Origin of the sequence: Mesorhizobium sp. C399B (assembly GCF_030323185.1) — a bacterium.
Classification (GTDB): domain Bacteria; phylum Pseudomonadota; class Alphaproteobacteria; order Rhizobiales; family Rhizobiaceae; genus Mesorhizobium.
This window is the reverse complement of the sequence record NZ_CP100472.1, coordinates 5,208,258-5,225,614: the sequence shown is the minus strand read 5'-3', so window position 1 is coordinate 5,225,614 and position 17,357 is coordinate 5,208,258. Positions and strand designations below refer to the sequence as shown.

9 protein-coding genes and 1 pseudogene are annotated in these 17,357 nt (G+C 63.4%); 5 read left to right on the top strand and 5 right to left on the bottom strand.

Annotation, left to right across the window (positions count from 1 at the left end; all coding sequences use genetic code 11):
* Positions 1 to 341 precede the first annotated feature (341 nt).
* Positions 342 to 2,711, top strand: coding sequence for a trimethylamine N-oxide demethylase (locus NLY36_RS24710; protein ID WP_023735623.1), 2,370 nt, complete (start codon positions 342 to 344; stop codon positions 2,709 to 2,711).
* Between the two features lie 306 nt (positions 2,712 to 3,017).
* A complete protein-coding gene (locus tag NLY36_RS24705; protein ID WP_023684441.1) occupies positions 3,018 to 4,727 on the top strand; it encodes a trimethylamine N-oxide permease in 1,710 nt (569 codons plus the stop codon).
* Between the two features lie 62 nt (positions 4,728 to 4,789).
* Here NLY36_RS24705 and NLY36_RS24700 read toward each other — a convergent pair whose 3' ends face one another.
* The 5 genes from NLY36_RS24700 to NLY36_RS24680 all read right to left on the bottom strand — a co-directional run bounded on the left by NLY36_RS24700 (position 4,790) and on the right by NLY36_RS24680 (position 13,412).
* The gene (locus NLY36_RS24700; RefSeq protein ID WP_023735624.1) at positions 4,790 to 6,145 is read right to left on the bottom strand and encodes an LLM class flavin-dependent oxidoreductase; all 1,356 of its coding nucleotides are present in this window, start codon (positions 6,143 to 6,145) and stop codon (positions 4,790 to 4,792) included.
* Positions 6,146 to 6,420: 275 nt separating this feature from the next.
* Positions 6,421 to 9,558: an efflux RND transporter permease subunit gene (locus tag NLY36_RS24695; RefSeq protein ID WP_023729265.1), complete on the bottom strand. Its 3,138-nt coding sequence runs from the start codon at positions 9,556 to 9,558 to the stop codon at positions 6,421 to 6,423.
* A gap of 248 nt (positions 9,559 to 9,806) precedes the next feature.
* Complete coding sequence (locus NLY36_RS24690) at positions 9,807 to 10,946, bottom strand: efflux RND transporter periplasmic adaptor subunit (RefSeq protein WP_023735625.1); 1,140 nt, start codon at positions 10,944 to 10,946, stop codon at positions 9,807 to 9,809.
* Positions 10,947 to 11,004: 58 nt separating this feature from the next.
* Positions 11,005 to 11,610, bottom strand: a complete 606-nt coding sequence (locus NLY36_RS24685; protein WP_286461551.1) for a TetR/AcrR family transcriptional regulator — start codon at positions 11,608 to 11,610, stop codon at positions 11,005 to 11,007.
* 161 nt (positions 11,611 to 11,771) lie between these two features.
* Complete coding sequence (locus NLY36_RS24680) at positions 11,772 to 13,412, bottom strand: acyl-CoA synthetase (protein ID WP_023735627.1); 1,641 nt, start codon at positions 13,410 to 13,412, stop codon at positions 11,772 to 11,774.
* A gap of 190 nt (positions 13,413 to 13,602) precedes the next feature.
* On the opposite strand from NLY36_RS24680, the gene NLY36_RS24675 reads away from it, so the two are divergent.
* The 3 genes and pseudogenes from NLY36_RS24675 to NLY36_RS24665 form a co-directional block, all read left to right on the top strand.
* On the top strand, positions 13,603 to 14,574 hold the full coding sequence (locus tag NLY36_RS24675) for a sugar-binding transcriptional regulator (protein ID WP_023696641.1): 972 nt from the start codon (positions 13,603 to 13,605) through the stop codon (positions 14,572 to 14,574).
* A gap of 94 nt (positions 14,575 to 14,668) precedes the next feature.
* Positions 14,669 to 16,723, top strand: a complete 2,055-nt coding sequence (locus tag NLY36_RS24670) for a bifunctional aldolase/short-chain dehydrogenase (protein WP_023696642.1) — start codon at positions 14,669 to 14,671, stop codon at positions 16,721 to 16,723.
* A 214-nt stretch (positions 16,724 to 16,937) separates the two neighbouring features.
* Positions 16,938 to 17,284, top strand: a pseudogene (locus tag NLY36_RS24665) (D-alanine--D-alanine ligase A); the annotation flags it as partial.
* Between the last annotated feature and the right edge of the window lie 73 nt (positions 17,285 to 17,357).

Here is a 17,357-nt window from a genome sequence, read left to right as displayed (position 1 = left end):
GTTTCAGATGTTGGCGCCGCCCTCATTGCCCTGCCGGGCATTTCTCCCCGTATAGTGACGGGGAGAAAGAAGCTGGCCGCAGCCTCGGCGCTCATCCTGCAACGTTGGCGATTGGCGAAGCCGGCGACGACAGCTTCGCCCGTTTACGGGGAGAAGATGGCGGCAGCCAGATGAGGGGCGGCGCTGGCGTTCGGAAGATGGGTTTGATTGGAAGGGTCTAACCTGCAGCGACCGCGTCGAGAACGCCACCTCCACCTTGCCAAACCCAACCGCGCTGCTATTCTTGCTGCTAAAATAATTTTACACACAGGCAAACTTGTTTCTGTAACCGCAAGGCTGAGATGAGCCAGTCGCCCTACCCTTCAGTGACAGCCGGGCCGCCGCGGCCGAGCCTCATCCTGAGGCCCGGCCAGATCGCGCTGCCGCCGGGCATGGAGCGCCATACTATCCTGGGGAATGGCGCGGTGCTGATCGAGGTCGAGGCCGGCGATACGTTCACCGTGCGCAATGTCGAGGGCGGGCAGGCTTGCGAGTTGCTGGCCTGGGACAGGACCGGCGCCACCGATCCTTCCATCCTCGGCGAAAAGTCCAACAGCAATGCCGCCGGGATCAAGGCGCTTCTGGCCGAGGGCGATGACAGCCTGGCTTCCGTCCGTCGTGGCCTTGAGCGCCGCCAGGTGCAGCTCGACGAGCCCAAGGCGGTGCGTGTGTTCGGCGGCGCAACGCCTGCCGGCACCGAGCAGGCATTCACGGTCAGGCGCGAAGGCGCGATGCTGATTGCCGCACCCGGCGGGCCGATGCTCGTCGACAGCCATGATACGGCAACGCCGCTCACCGTCATGGTGCGCCGCGCCACCGTGCGCCTGAAGACAAAGTCGCAGCTGGCCGATCCGCTTGCCGATCCGGTGCTCGATCTGCGCATCCATTCGGCGACAGCCGAATCCTATTTCGTCAAGGCGGGCGACTACCTGCAGATCATCGATGTCGACGGCCGCCAGTGCACCGATTTCCAGTGCTTCTCGGCGCGCAAGCTGGACAAGGGGCTGGACCATCCGCTCGACGTAACGACGACGCGCACGCTGATGGGGTCGAGCTACCCGATGCCGGGCCTGCATTCGAAATATTACGACCAGGACATGGAGCCGCTGGTCGAGGTTATCCAGGACACATGCGGGCGACACGACGCATTCGCGCTGGCGTGTGCCGCCAAATATTACGATGACATCGGCTATCCCGGCCACACCAACTGCTCGGAGAACTTCAATCGCGCGCTGGCCGACAAGGGCGTGACGCCCCGCGCCGGCTGGATGGCGATCAACTTCTTCTTCAACACGGAGATCGACGCCCATGGCGTGATGGTGTCGGATGAGCCGTGGTCGCGCGCCGGCGACTATGTCCTGCTCAGGGCGCTCACCGACATCGTCTGCGTCTCCTCCGCCTGTCCCGACGACACGACACCGGCCAATGGCTGGAACCCGACCGACATCCATGTGCGAACCTATTCCGGCCAGCACAAATTCTCGCGAGCGATCGCCAGACGCATGACGCCCGATTCGGAACCGAAAATGACCCGCGAGACCGCCTTCCATTCAAGCTTCGCCAAGCACACCCGCAACTTCGTGGAATACCGGGGTTATTGGCTGGCCAATTCTTTCGCCAAAGAGGGGCCGATCGCCGAGTACTGGGCCTGCCGGCAGGACGCGGTGATCATGGACCTGTCGCCGCTGCGCAAGTTCGAGGTCACCGGTCCCGATTCCGAAGCGCTGCTGCAATACACGCTGACCCGCGACGTCAAGAAGCTCGGCGTCGGCCAGGTCGTCTATTCCGCCATGTGCTACGAGCATGGCGGCATGATCGACGACGGCACGCTGCTGCGGCTCGGCAAGGACAATTTCCGCTGGGTCGGCGGCGATGACCTGTCCGGCGAATGGCTGCGCGAGACGGCAAAGAAGCTTGGCCTCAAGGTGCTGGTGCGCTCGTCCACCGACCAGATGCACAATGTCGCTGTCCAAGGGCCGAAGAGCCGTGACATTTTGCGAGAGGTGGTCTGGACCTCGCCGCTGCAACCGTCGATCGACGAACTCGAATGGTTCCGCTTCGCTGTCGCGCGCATCGGCGGCGGCAATGGCATTCCGGTCGTGGTGTCGCGCACCGGTTATACCGGCGAACTCGGCTACGAAATCTGGTGCCACCCACGCGACGCCGAAAAAGTGTTCGATGCCATCTGGGAGGCCGGCCAGCCGCACGGGCTGAAGCCGATGGGCCTGCAGGCACTCGACATGGTGCGCATCGAAGCCGGGCTGATCTTCGCCGGTTACGAATTCTCCGACCAGACCGACCCGTTCGAGGCGGGCATTGGCTTCACCGTGCCGTTGAAGGCCAAGACCGACGATTTCATCGGCCGCGAGGCTCTGATAAGGCGCAAGGAACATCCGCAGCACAAGCTCGTTGGCCTCGACATCGACAGCAATGTCGCCGTCGGCCATGGGGATTGCGTCCATATCGGCCGCGCCCAGATCGGTGTCGTCACCTCGGGCATGCGCTCGCCGGTGCTGAACAAAAACATCGCTCTGGCGAGGCTTGACGTCACCCACGCGGCAATCGGCACAGAGGTGGAGATCGGCAAGCTCGACGGTCATGCCAAGCGGCTGCCGGCGCGGGTGGTGGCCTTCGCTCACTACGATCCGCAAAAGACCAGGCCGCGATCCTGAGGGTTGCACCCCCGGCCCTTCGCAGGCTCAGAGCGTTCGAAGCTCGAAAGCAATTGGCTTTCCGTCCGCTACCGCGGACCGCTTCTCACCCCACAAGGGGAGAAGGACAAAGCGAGCGTTTCGCAACCGTGATGTGCACGGCGCCACAAATCACTTGACGTGAAAGCGCGCCGGATCAATCTTCACTGTTAAGAAAAAAATACGACTGAGTGGAAACACTGGAGTCGTGCGGTCATGTACCGGGGAACAAGCTTCGCGAAGCCGAGGCATCACCTGCCGGGAACACAAAATGGGGAATTCAGACAGATGAGCACGATTACCACTGCCCTGGAGCAGCCTGCTGAAGGCAAGCTGCTCCGCAACATCGACTGGCGCGGCGCCTTCTGGGTGGCGAGCGGCGTTCCTGCCCTTGTCCTGTTTTCGATCGGCGGCATTGCCGGCACGACCGGAACGCTGGCCTTTGGGATCTGGATTGCTTCCATGATCATGGGCTTCCTGCAATCCTTCACCTATGCCGAGATCGCCGGCCTGTTCCCGAACAAGTCGGGCGGCGCCTCGATCTACGGCGCCACCGCCTGGCTGCGTTATTCCAAGTTCATCGCGCCGCTGTCGGTGTGGTGCAACTGGTTCGCCTGGTCGCCGGTGCTGTCGCTGGGCTGCTCGATCGCCGCCGCCTATATTCTCAACGCGCTGGCGCCGGTGCCGCTGTTCACCGAGGCGTCGCCGGACGTCGTCGCCTATATCGCGGCGCATGCCGGAACGGTGCCTGCCGACGCCATCGCCGCGGTGACCGCAGCGGCCACGCCGGCGATCCGCAACTGGACGCTGTTCAGCCACACGCTAGGTCCTGTCTCCTTCACCCTCAATGCCACTTTCTTCATCGGCGCCGTGCTGATGCTGATCATCTTCTCGATCCAGCATCGCGGCATTCTCGGCACCGCCAATGTGCAGAAGTATATCGGCCTCCTGGTCATCATCCCGATGCTGATCGTCGGTGTCGTGCCGATCGTCACCGGCCAGATCAACTGGGCGAACTTTTCGCCGCTGGTGCCGCTGGCGGCGGCTTACGCGCCGGAGCCCGGCTCGTGGAACATTGCCGGCTGGACGCTGGTGCTGGGCGGCATGTTCATCGCCGCATGGTCGACCTATGGTTTTGAGACCGCCGTCTGCTACACATCGGAGTTCAAGAACCCGGGCACCGACACGTTCAAGGCGATTTTCTATTCCGGCCTGCTCTGCATGCTTCTGTTCATCCTGGTGCCCTTCACCTTCCAGGGCGTGCTGGGCCTCAACGGCATGCTGGCGACGCCGATCGTCGACGGCTCGGGTGTCGCCGATGCACTGGCCGGCATGGTCGGGGGTGGCGCATTGATCCACAGCCTCTTGGTGATGCTGATGATCCTGGCGCTGGTGCTGTGCATCATGACGGCAATGGCCGGCTCGTCGCGCACGCTCTACCAGGGCTCGGTCGATGGCTGGCTGCCGCGCTATCTCAGCCACGTCAACGAGCATGGCGCGCCGACGCGCGCCATGTGGACCGATCTCGTCTTCAACCTGATCGTGCTGGCCATCGCCTCGGCCGACGCGACGAGCTTCTTCTTCATCCTCGCCGTGTCGAACTGCGGCTACATCATCTTCAACTTCCTCAACCTCAATGCCGGCTGGATCCACCGCATCGACAACGGCCACATCAACCGGCCTTGGAAGGCGCCGAGCTGGCTGCTCGGCCTCGGCGCCATCTTCGCCTATGTAAACGCCATCTTCATGGGCGCCGGCGCCAAGGTGTGGAACCCGATGGCGCTCTGGGCCGGCCTGATCACAGCCGCCTTGATCATCCCGGTGTTCTGCTACCGGCACTACGTCCAAGACAAGGGCAAGTTCCCCGACCACATGCTGGCCGACCTCGGCATGGCGGGCGCAGACCTCTCGGTCAAAAAGGCAGGCATGCTGCCCTACCTGACGCTGGTCGCCGGCGTGGTGGTGATGCTGCTCGCCAACTGGTACTTCGTCATCTGAAAGTGATGGCTTGAAAAGAATGGGCGCGCTTCGGCGCGCCTGTTTCTTTTTATGGCAGGACGTCAGCCGGCCTTGCGAATGGCCCCTTCGGAGCCTTCGAAGAACCGGTTCGGCGGCCGCTTCAGGCCGAGATTCTCGCGCAAGGTGGTGCCCTCATACTCGCGCCGGAAGAGCTTTCGCCGCTGCAGCTCGGGCACCACCTTCTCGGCGAAGTCGTCGAGCCCGGCTGGCAGATAGGGGAACATGACGTTGAAGCCGTCTGACCCTTCGGCAAACAGCCATTCCTCCATCGAATCGGCGATGGTTTTCGGCGTGCCGACGAAAGCAAGGCCGGAATAGCCGCCGAGCCGCTGCGCCAGCTGGCGGACGGTCAAAGTCTCTCGGCGCGCCAGCTCGATGACGCGCTCACGGCCGCTCTTGGAGGCATTGGTCTCGGGGATTTCGGGCAAGGGCGCGTCGGGATCGAAGCCGGATGCGTCGTGCCCCAGCGCGATCGACAGCGAGGCAATGCCGCTCTCGTAATAGACCAGGCTGTCGAGCTTGGCGCGTTTGGCCTGTGCTTCCTCGACGCTGTCGCCGACGATGACGAAGGCGCCGGGCAGGATCTTGATGTCGTCGCGCGAACGGCCGAGCTTCTCGGCCCGGCTTTTGACATCGGCAAGGAAGCGCTGCCCGGACGCCAGATCGGAATGGGCGGCGAAGATCACCTCCGCCGTTTCGGCTGCCAGCTGCCGCCCGGCCTCAGATGCGCCGGCCTGGACGATGACCGGCCAGCCCTGCACCGGCCGCGCAATGTTGAGCGGGCCGCGCACCGAGAGATGCTCGCCCTTATGGTCGAGCACATGCAGCTTCGCGGGATCGAAATAGAGCCCGCTCTCGGCGTCGCGGATGAAGGCGTCGTCGGCAAAGCTGTCCCAGAGGCCGGTCACCACATCGTAGAATTCCCGCGCATTGTGATAGCGCTCGTCGTGCTCGACATGCTCGTCGAGGCCGAAGTTCAGCGCGGCGTCGGGATTGGATGTGGTGACGATGTTCCAGCCGGCGCGGCCGCCGCTGATATGGTCGAGCGAGGCGAAGCGACGGGCAATGTGATAGGGCGCGTCGAAGGTTGTCGATGCGGTGGCGACAAGGCCGATATGATCAGTGACGGCGGCGAGCGCCGACAGCAGCGTGAACGGCTCGAACGAGGTCACCGTGTGGCTGCGCCGTAGCGCCTCGATCGGCATGTTGAGAACGGCCAGATGGTCGGCCATGAAGAAGGCGTCGAACTTCGCCGCCTCAAGCGTCTGCGCGAAGCGCTTCAGATGGGCGAAGTTGAAGTTGGCATCGGGATATGAGCCGGGATAGCGCCAGGCCCCGGTGTGAAGACTGACCGGACGCATGAAGGCGCCGAGCCGCAATTGCTTGTTGTCTGCCATGGGATGATCACCTGATGCGAATGAGCGTTGCCGCTCCGATATGTAAGCAGGATCGGACGGCTTTGCCGTCCAGGAAAGGAATTCTGTTTTGCAAAACCGGCGCCGCGAAGCATTTTCATACAGGTGGCCGTTCAACCTATTTTGATGAACCCGCCTGGTGTTGAGATACTTGCCTGGGTGCTCGGTGCCACCGGCAAGGAGAAAGCCAGAACGCCGCACGTCAAGCGTACGGCGTTCCAGCCTTTTCCAAGGTGCATCCTGTGCGCCGGCAGCGCCTACTCGGCGGCCAGCGCGAGTGGCGGCCTGTCATTGTCCTGCACCGCCTCATCAGCCGGCTTCCTGCCTTTCTTCGGCTCGCGGCCGAAGAACAGCGCGTAGCCTGCCGGCAGCACCAGGATGGTGAGTACGGTGGCGACGAGGATGCCGCCCATCATGGCGTAGGCGAGCGGTCCCCAGAACACCGCACGCGAGATCGGGATCAGCGCCAGCACCGCCGTCATCGCCGTCAGCACGATCGGCCGGAAACGGCGCACGGCCGAGCCGATGATGGCCTCCGATCGGTCCATCCCCCTGGCGATGTCCTGATCGATCTGGTCGACCAGGATGATCGAGTTGCGCATGATGATTCCGAGCAGCGCGATGACACCGAGGATGGCGACGAAGCCGAACGGCGCGCCGCTGATCAACAGAGCCGCCGCCGCACCGATGATGCCGAGCGGACCGGTGGCCAGCACGAGCATCGCCTTGCCGAAATGCTGCAGCTGGATCATCAGGAGCACGACGATGACGGCCAGCATGATCGGCGCCTTGGCGGCAATCGAGGCCTGGCTTTCGGCGGAATCTTCCGCACCGCCCTGGATCTCGATCTTGTAGCCGGGCGCCAGGCCGGCGCGCATGCCCTGCATGTCATTGTAGAGCTTGGTGACGACGTCGTTCGACTGCACGCCATCCGGCAGCGTGGCGCGCACCGAGATGGTCGGCAGGCGGTCGCGCCGCCATTCGACGCCCTGCTCGAGCACCGGCACCACCTTGGCCACCTGCGACAGCGGCACGAAGCCGCCGAAATCGGTCGGGATATAGACCGAGTCGACCGAGGACAGCAGGCTGCGGCTGGCGTCCGGTTCGCGGGCGACGATGGAAACCGTCTCCTCGCCATCACGGAAGTCATCGAGCGGCGCGCCGGACATCGCTGCCTGCAGCATCTGGCGGATGCGTTGCGAGGTGACGCCAAGAGCACGGGCGCGGTCCTGGTCGATGATCAGCTTCATCGCCGGTACCGGCTCCAGCCAGTCGTCATGGACGGCGCCGAGCAGCGGATTTTCGGCGAATTTCGCCTTCACCTGGTCGGCGATGCGGCGCACCTCCTGGCGGTCCGGACCCATGATGCGCATCTGCACCGGCCAGCCGGTCGGCGGGCCGAGGAACAGACGGTCGACCTTGGAACGGATCGAGGGGAAATCCTGCGCCAGGATTGAGCGCAGCTTGAGGATCAGCCGCTCGCGTGCCGGCTCGTCATTGGCCATCACCAGAAGCTGCGCATAGTTCGGATTGCGCAATTGCTGGTCGAGCGGCAGGAAGAAGCGCGGCGCGCCTTCGCCGATATAGGTGGCGATGAAGCGCTTGTCCTTGTCGTCCATCATCCGGGCTTCCAGCGCCTTAGCCTGCGTCTCGACTTCCTTGATCGAGGTTCCCTCAGGCAACCAGAGATCGACGAGGATTTCCGGCCGCGAGGATTGCGGGAAGAAGTTTTGTGGGATGAACTGGAACGCCCACAGGCTGGTGGCGAAGGTGACCAGCGTCATCACCAGAACGATGATGCGGTGGCGCACCGCCCAGCCGACCGTGGCGCGCAGCCGCCGGTAGAAGCCGGTGTCGAAGGCGTCATGATGGTTGCCGGCATGCTTGCGCTGCTTGAGGATCATGTAGCCCAGCCACGGCGTGAAATAGACGGCGACGAACCACGACACGACGAGCGCGATGCCGACGACATAGAACAGCGTGCGCACATATTCGCCTGCGGTCGAGGCGGCGAAGCCGACCGGGATGAAGCCGGCGATGGTGATCAGCGTGCCGCTCAGCATCGGGAAGGCGGTCGAGGAATAGGCGAAGCTCGCCGCATCGATCTTGACCAGCCCCTCTTCCAGCTTGCGCTCCATCATCTCGACGACGATCATGGCGTCGTCGACCAACAGCCCGAGCGCGATGATCAGGGCGCCGAGCGAAATGCGCTGCAGATCGATGCCGAGCTCGTACATGATGGCGAAGGTGGCGGCCAGCACCAGCGGAATGGCAATGGCGATGACCAGGCCGGAACGCCAGCCGATCGACAGCAGCGAGACAGCAAGCACGATCAGCAGCGCCTCGCCGAGCGCCTCCATGAACTCGTTGACGGCGTCCTTGACAACCTCGGGCTGGTTGGAAATCTGGTCGACCGCAACGCCGTAGGGCAGCGCTTCCTCAAAGCGCTTGTAGGTCGCCTCGACATCCGTGCCGACGTCCCTGACGTTAAAACCCTTGGCCATGACGACGCCGACCTGGACGCTTTCGTGGCCGTTGAAGCGGTACTTGCGCTGATAGGGATCTTCGAGACCGGAACTCACGGTGGCAATATCGCCAAGACGTGTCACCTGACCACCGGCGCGCAGGCGCAATTCCCTGATGTCGGCAGCCCTGGTGACATCGCCCTCGACCGAGATGCGCACCGAGCGCAGGCCGGTGTCGACGGAGCCCGCCGGATCGACATTGTTCTGGCCCTTGATGGCGTTCTGCAGGTCGGTCAGCGTCAGGCCGCGTTCGGCCAGGGCCTTGGACGAGACGTCGATATAAAGCTTCTCCGGCTGGTCGCCGATGATGACGGCCTTCTCGACGCCCGGCGTCGTCAGCAGCATGTCGCGAGCCTGGGTGGCGAATTTCTTCAGCTCCGGATAGCTGTAGCCGTCGCCGCCGATCGAGTGCAGGGTGATGAAGGTGTCGCCGAACTCGTCGTTGAAATAGGGCCCGAGCAGGCCTTGCGGCAGGTCGCCGGAGATGTCGCCAACCTTCTTGCGCACCTGGTAGAAGGCGTCCTTCACCTCCTCTGCATTGGTGTCGCCCTTGATCTGGACGGTGATGATGGCGCTGCCGGCGCGGGTGTAGGAACGGACGAAGTCGAGGTGCGGCGTTTCCTGCAGCTTGCGCTCGATCTTGTTGACGACCTGGTCTTCCATCTCCTGGATCGAGGAGCCCGGCCAGATCGCCTGGACGACCATGACGCGGAAAGTGAAATCGGGGTCTTCCTTCTGGCCCATGCGCATCAGGCCGAGCGCGCCGGCAATGATGATCAGACCGAACAGGAAGCGCGCGATCGAGGGATGGCCGATGGCCCAGCGCGAAAGATTGAAAGGCTGCTTTTCAGTGCTGTCGGTGGTGGTCATCGGCGTCAGTCCAATTCGTTGATCGTGCGCGCATGCGCTTTGCATGCAGCTAGGATATTCCGATGCTGGCTTCCGGGCGGCGAGGCTTTCCGAGCGGAGAGACACTCATCGCGGTGGGACGCGCGGATCGATGCGGGGGAACTCGATCTTGGCGTCTCGACCATCGGGCGCTCGCCGCCCGGAAACCCTGAATTCGCTTGCCCAGCCCTTTCGCCAAAGCGACGATCAAGCCGGCTTCATGCCTGCGGTCAGCGCAGGGCCTTTGCGGCATCGCCTTCCGCAGAGGCGGCCTGGACCGCATCGCCGGTCAGCTTGACTTTGAGATTCTCGGTCATGAACTGGGTGCCGGCGGCAACGACGACATCCCCCGGCTTGAGCCCGTCGGCGACGCTGACGCCGTCGGCGGTGAACTCCGCAACCTTGACCAGGCGCTCGTGCACCGTCTCGCCGGCGCGGTCGACGGTCCAGACAATCTTGCGACCATCCTTTTCCGCAAGCGCGCTAAGCGGGATCGACACCATCTCCTGCTTCTTGGCCACCGAGGCCTCGATGTTGGCGGTCATGCCGAGCAGCACGCGCGGGTCGTCGGGCAGCGAGACGCGGACGGCAAAGGTGCGCGACTGCTGGTCGGCGCTGCCGGCGACTTCACGCACTTTGCCGGAGAGCGCCAGCGCGTCATCGGACCAGAAGCTGGCCTTGACGTCCTTTCCCGGCTTGAAGGCGGCGATGTCCATTTCGGGAACCGCGATCAGCACTTCCTTTTCGCCGTCAACGGCAACAGTCATCACAGGCGTTCCGGCGCCGACCACCTGGCCGACATCGGCCGAGACCGCCGTGACGATGCCGTTCTCGCTCGCCTTGAGATCGGTGTAGACGACTTGGTTCTGCGCCTGGGCAAGGGTAGAGCGGGCGGCATCGCGCGTCGCTACCGCCTGGTTGTAGCTCAGCGTCGCCTGTTCGAGCTGCGACTTGGAGGTGAAGTTCTTGGCAAAAAGCTGTTCAGCGCGCTTGCGGGACAGATCGACCGTCTCGACCTGCCGCTCGGCGGCGTCGAGGCTGGCCTTGGCGCTCTTGACCGACAACTCATAGTCCGTGGGATCGATACGGGCTAGCACATCGCCTGTCGTCACATGCTGGCCGATGTCGACCAGGCGCTCAGTGACCTTGCCCGAGATGCGAAAGCCGAGGTTCATTTCGGTACGGGCTCGCACCGAGCCGGAATAGGTGAGTTCGCGACTCTTTTCGGCCTGGCCGATCTCGACCACCTTGACCGGACGGATGATGTCCTGGACCTCGGTCTTCTTCTGGCTGCAGGCGGCGAGCCCGAGCGTGGCGACGATCAGGCCGGCGACCGGCAGCTTGCGGATGATGGAACTGGACAAAGACACTTTCGTACTCCCGACTGGAGATGAACGGTCGACACCGGCGCCCGGCGGGCGGCGGCTATTACTTCAGGGCCTTGATCGCGTAATCGATGAGATCGTCGGGCATCGCCCGATTGGTCTTGGCAAGGCACTGCGCCACCATTTGCGGGTGGCACAGAATGACGGTGGCGGCGCCGAAGCAGCGCGATGCGATGACCGGATCCTGGTCGGCAAACTCGCCGGCCTCGATGCCCTCGCGGATGACCTCGGCAAACAGGTCGTGAATGCTGTCGATATGCTTGTCGATGACGCCCCAGTCGCGCTCGAGCGCCACGATGACCATTTCGTGGACCTTCTGGTCGTCGAGCATGACTTCCAGTGTCATCTTGTACTGCGCATGCACGTAGCGGCGCAGCCGCTCCTCGGCGCTGATCGGCAACCGGGAAATCTCGTAGGCCATGTTGTAGCTGGCGAGGAGCATGCGGCCGCAGACGGCCTGGTGGATTTCGACCTTGGAGGCGAAGAAGCGGTAGATGTTGGCCGGCGACATGCCGAGTTCGCGGGCGATGTCGGCGACATTGGTCTTGCCGTAACCATAGTGCCGGAACAGGCGTTCGGCACAGTCGAGAATGCGGGTGACATTCTCCTGGCGGGTAGCGTCGGCCATTATGCTGGCGGCTTCGGACATGGCTCTCTGTCGATTTATGAGTGACGAATTTCAACTTTCGTCAGTCGTAAATCGAAAAGAGGGAAGTGTCAATGCGAATTCGACGTACGCGTATAATTTGGTGACAGATGGTGACAGAGGGTGTGCGCGAACTCGACCTTGCGTGCCGTTGCGCTCTGGAACTAAGATCCCTTCGCCATTTCCCGCAGCTGAAACTTCTGGATCTTCCCCGTCGATGTCTTCGGGATCTCGGCAAAAATCACCGCCTTCGGCACCTTGAAGCGGGCGAGCAGCGCGCGGCAGTGTTCGATGATCTCGGCCTCGCTTGCCACCTTGCCGGGCTTCAGCTCGACATAGGCCACCGGCACCTCGCCCCATTTGTCGTCTGCCTTGGCGACGACGCCGCAGGACGCCACGGACGGGTGTTTGTAGAGGGCTTCCTCGACCTCGATCGATGAAATGTTCTCGCCGCCGGAGATGATGATGTCCTTGGAGCGGTCCTTGAGCTGGATGTAGCCGTCGGGATGCATGACGCCGAGGTCGCCGGAGTGGAACCAGCCGCCGGCGAAAGCCTCGTCGGTCGCCTTCCTGTTCTTCAGATAGCCCTTCATGACAATGTTGCCGCGGAACATGACCTCGCCGATGGTCTCGCCGTCGGCCGGCGTCTTCTGCATCGTCTCCGCGTCCATCACCGTCAGGCCTTCGAGTGCGGCATAGCGCACGCCCTGCCTGGCCTTTCTGGCGCTGCGTTCGCCCTTGTCGAGACCGTCCCAGGCGGTGTGCCATTCGTTGACGACCGCCGGGCCATAGGTCTCGGTCAGGCCGTAGAGATGGGTGATGGCAAAGCCGGCATCGGCCATGCCTGACAGCACGGCTTCCGGCGGCGGCGCGGCAGCGGTGTTGAAGGTAACGGTCTGCGGGAAGTGGCGCTTGTCCTCATCGCTGGCGTTGATGAGCACCGACATGACGACCGGCGCACCGCAAAGATGTGTGACGCCGTGGTCGGCGATGGCATCGTAGATCGGCTTCGGCCGCACCCAGCGCAGGCAGACATGGGTGCCGGCCTGGACGGCCATTGTCCATGGGAAGCACCAACCATTGCAGTGGAACATCGGCAGCGTCCACAGATAGACGGCGTGCTTGGCCATGCCGGCATGGATGGTGTTGGTGTAAGCCATCAGGGCAGCGCCGCGATGGTGGTAGACGACGCCCTTCGGATTGCCTGTCGTGCCGGAGGTGTAGTTGAGCGAGATGGCGTCCCATTCGTCGTCGGGCATCGACCAGGCGTAGCCCTGGTCACCGCCGGCGACGAACGCCTCATAGTCGATCGCGCCGATGCGCTCGCCCTTGGGATAGGGTGCATCGGCGGCATAGTCGGGATCGTCATAGTCGATGACCAGCGGCTTCACCTTGGCCAGTGCCAGTGCCTGTTTGACGACAGCAGCGAATTCGCGGTCGACGATGAGCACCTTGGTCTCGGCATGGTCGAGCTGGAACGCGATGACGGCGGCATCGAGCCTTGTGTTGAGCGAATGCAGCACCGCTTTGGCCATCGGCACGCCGAAATGCGCCTCCAGCATGGGGGGCGTGTTGGACAGCATGACGGTCACCGTATCACCCTTGCCGATGCCGCGCTTCGACAGCGCCGAGGCGAGCTTCAGCGAGCGCTGCCAGAAGGTGCGATAGGTGATGCGCTGGCTGCCATGGATGATGGCGACATGATCGGGATAGGTGCTTGCCGCCCGCTCCAGATAGGTGAGCGGCGTCAGCGGCTGATGGTTGGCGGCGTTCTTGCCGAGATCCTGCTCGTAGGGACTGCCCATCCCGTGCTCCCCGAATTTTCATTGTTGAGAACTTCTAACCACAGCTTCCCGCCACGTCACCATCGGCGATTCCCGACCGGGCACATTTGGCGCAATGATCGTCCAGATTCGATGGGCAAAGAGGTATCGTGTACCCACGCCAGTTTGACTTTTGTCGAGAGCCGTGAATAATGTCAGCCGAGGAGACGGCATGGCGATCCGACCGGCAGAACAGCTTATCCACAAGGCCGCATGGCTCTATTATGCCCATGGCCTGCGCCAGGACCAGGTCGCCAGCCAGCTTAACATCTCCCGCGCCTCGGTCGCCATGTATTTGCGCAAGGCGCGCGAGACCGGCATCGTCAACATCTCGACCTCGACGCAGCTGTTCACCGACGACGTGCTTGCGCGCCAGCTCGAGGACGCGCTCAAGCTTGATGCGGTGTGGATCGCGCCGGAGAATGCCTATGTCGTCGACCCTTCGACGGACGTTGCGGTGCTGGCGGCGGGCGTCTTTCTCGAACTGGTCAAGAAGGGCGACCGGATCGGCGTCGCCTGGGGCCGCACCGTCTACACCATCGCCGACGTCATGTCCTATGCCGACCTGCAGGACGTCACCGTTGTGCAGCTCTGCGGCAATCTCGGCGCGCCCTACTCCTACCGTCCCGACCAGTGCACGATGGAGATCGCCCGGCGGCTCAACGCCAAGGGCCTCAATTTCTACGCGCCGCTGGTGCTGACAACGGAATTGCTGGCGCATGGGCTGCGCGCCGAACCGGTGATCCGCGAACAACTGGCCGATATTGCCAACTGCGATCTGGCGCTCTATTCGGTCGGCACCGTCGACGCCGACAGCCATGTCGTCAAATGCGGCGCGCTCAGCCCCGGCGAGATGGGGCTGTTGCGCGAAGCGGGCGCCGCCGGCGTCGTTGCCGGCCAGATCATCGATGCCGCCGGCAAGGCGCTCGACTGCAGCTACAACCGCCGCGTCATCTCGGCCTCGCTGTCGTCACTGCGCCAGATCGAAAAGCGGCTGATGGTGGTGCAGGAAGACAGCAAGTTCGAACCGCTGCTCGCCGCGCTCGCCGGCGGGCTCTGCACGCATCTCGTCGTCGGCGCCAGCATGGCGCGGCGGCTGCTCGACCATGCCGGAGCCAGTGCGGGGGCAAAAAAGGCTTCCTGACCAACGAAATCCCAGCAGCCGGCGCATTGTCATCAAGGCATCGCGGTACTCCTGTTCACAGCAACATCAAAGACAGCAAAGCGGACATAGCGACATGAAGAACCTTTGGAATGACGACGACGCGGAAAGACTGGTGGCCGACTATGCGAAAAAGGGCGTGGCCCGCGACCTCGCGTTGCGCGTCTACACCACCCGGCTGCTCGGCGGCGAGCCGCGGCTGGTGCTGCATGGCGGCGGCAACACTTCCTGCAAGACCAAGGCCACAGACCTCGTCGGCGACGAATGGGACGTGCTGTGCGTCAAGGGCAGCGGCTGGGACATGGGCGTGATCGAGCCGCAAGGCCTGCCGGCGGTCAAGCTCGGCGCGCTGCTGAAGGCGCGTGCGCTGGCCAGCCTCGCCGACGAGGACATGGTGGCGCTGCAGCGGGCGAACCTCATCGACCCCGCCTCCCCCAATCCATCGGTCGAGACGCTGCTGCACGCCTTCCTGCCGCATAAATTCGTCGACCACACGCATTCGACCGCGATCCTCGCCATCGTCGACCAGGCGGACAGCAAGCCGCTGATCAAGACCGTGTTCGGCGACAAGATGGGGTACGTGCCCTACATCAAGCCGGGCTTCGACCTCGCCAAGGTGGCCGCCGATGTCTACGACGCCGACCCCAGCGTCGAAGGCCTGATCCTCGACAAGCATGGCATCTTCACCTTCGGCGACGATGCGAAGCAGGCCTATGACCGCATGATCCATTATGTGAACGTGGCCGAAGACTATGTGGCGAAGAACGGCAAGCCGAAGACAGCGAAAGCCGCACTGCCGGCCAAGCTCGCAACGCCGGCAGCGATCGCGCCGATGCTGCGTGGCGCGGTGGCGGTGGCGCGTGGCGAAGGCCGCTTCGACCGCATGATCAGCGATTTCCGCACTTCGGACGCCATCGTCGATTTCATCAACTCAGCCGGCATTGCAGACTATGCCGGACGCGGCGTGTCGACGCCCGACCTGTCGATCCGCATCAAGACCGGACCGATGGCGGTTCCGGTGCCAGACGCCGACAAGATTGGCGACTACAAGGCCGTCATCAAGAGCCATGTCGACGCCTTCGCCAACGACTATCGCGCCTATTTCGAAACCAACGATGCGCTGGACGACGTCCAGCGCACCATGCTCGACCCGATGCCGCGGCTGACGCTGGTGCCGGGCCTCGGCATGTTCGGCCATGGCCGCACGCTGAAGGATGCGAAGATCGCATCTGATGTCGGCGAGATGTGGATCGAGGCGGTGCGCGGCGCCGAGGCCGTCGGCAGCTTCCATCCTCTATCGAAGGCCGACCTCTTCCCGCTGGAGTACTGGTCGCTTGAGCAGGCCAAGCTCGCCTCCAACAAGCCGAAGCCGCTGACCGGCCAGGTGGTGCTGATCACTGGCGGCGCCGGCGCGATCGGTGCTGCGACGGCAAAACTGTTCGCCGCCAATGGCGCGCATGCCGTCGTCGTCGATCTCGATGCGGCCAGGGCGGCCGAGGCGGCAAAGGCAGCCGGCAACAATTCGATCGGCGTCGGCGCCGACATCACCAACCCGGCCGAGCTGCACGCCGCCTTCGACAAAGCTGTCGCTGTCTATGGCGGCGTCGACATTCTGGTCTCCAACGCCGGTGCCGCCTGGGAAGGCCGCATCGGCGAGCTCGACGATGCCCTGCTGCGCAAGAGTTTCGAGCTCAACTTCTTCGCCCACCAGTCGGCGGCGCAGAACGCGGTGCGCATCATGCTGGAACAGGGCACCGGCGGTGTGTTGTTGTTCAACACCTCCAAGCAGGCGGTCAACCCGGGTCCGAAATTCGGCGCCTATGGTGTGCCGAAGGCGGCGACGCTATTCCTGTCCCGGCAATATGCGCTCGACTACGGCGCGCACGGCATCCGCTCCAATGCGGTCAATGCCGACCGCATCCGCTCCGGCCTGTTGACCGACGCCATGATCGCCAGCCGTTCCGGCGCGCGCGGCGTGTCGGAGAAGGAATACATGTCGGGCAATCTGCTCGGACAGGAGGTGACGGCAGAAGACGTGGCGCAGGCCTTCCTGCACCAAGCATTGGCCGAACGCACCACCGCCGATGTGACGACGGTCGACGGTGGCAACATCGCCGCAGCGCTGCGCTAGACATAGACCTGGAGCGGTTCATCGTTCACCAAAACGACGAACCGCTCTCCCACCTGAAGGACTCCAGGCGGAGAACTGCTTTTGCAGGTCGTGCTGAAAAACTGCTCGAACTGGTCAAAATCCACTCCAATCCTTGGCCTATTGCTCGACCACTTTAGGGCGCGCCTTGTGTTTCGCATGCGAGCTCCGACCCTGATCCTTGGTGGAGTTGTCGATGGCTGCGAAGAGACTTCGTGTCGGCTTGCTGTTCGGCGGGCGCTCCGCCGAGCATGAGGTGTCGCTGCTTTCGGCAACCAATGTCATAGCCGCGCTGGACCCGGCGAAATACGACGCCGTTCCCATCTTCGTCACCCGCGAAGGCCAATGGCTGCTGAGCAATTTCAAGGACGGCGCGCTGGCGACACCGTCTGATGGGACGCAGCTTTGCCTGGCGCCGGGCGGGCATGGGCGGATGCTGGCGATCCCCGCCAAGGGTGCGCCGCACGACCTGCCTGCCATCGAATATGGTGTTCCGGTACTGCACGCCTGCATGGCGAGGACGGCGCGGTGGCTGGTGCGAGTCGGGCGGTCATGATGCAGGGGCAGATTCCTAACAGATATTGTTAGACCTTGTTGGATGCATTATAATGTGGGT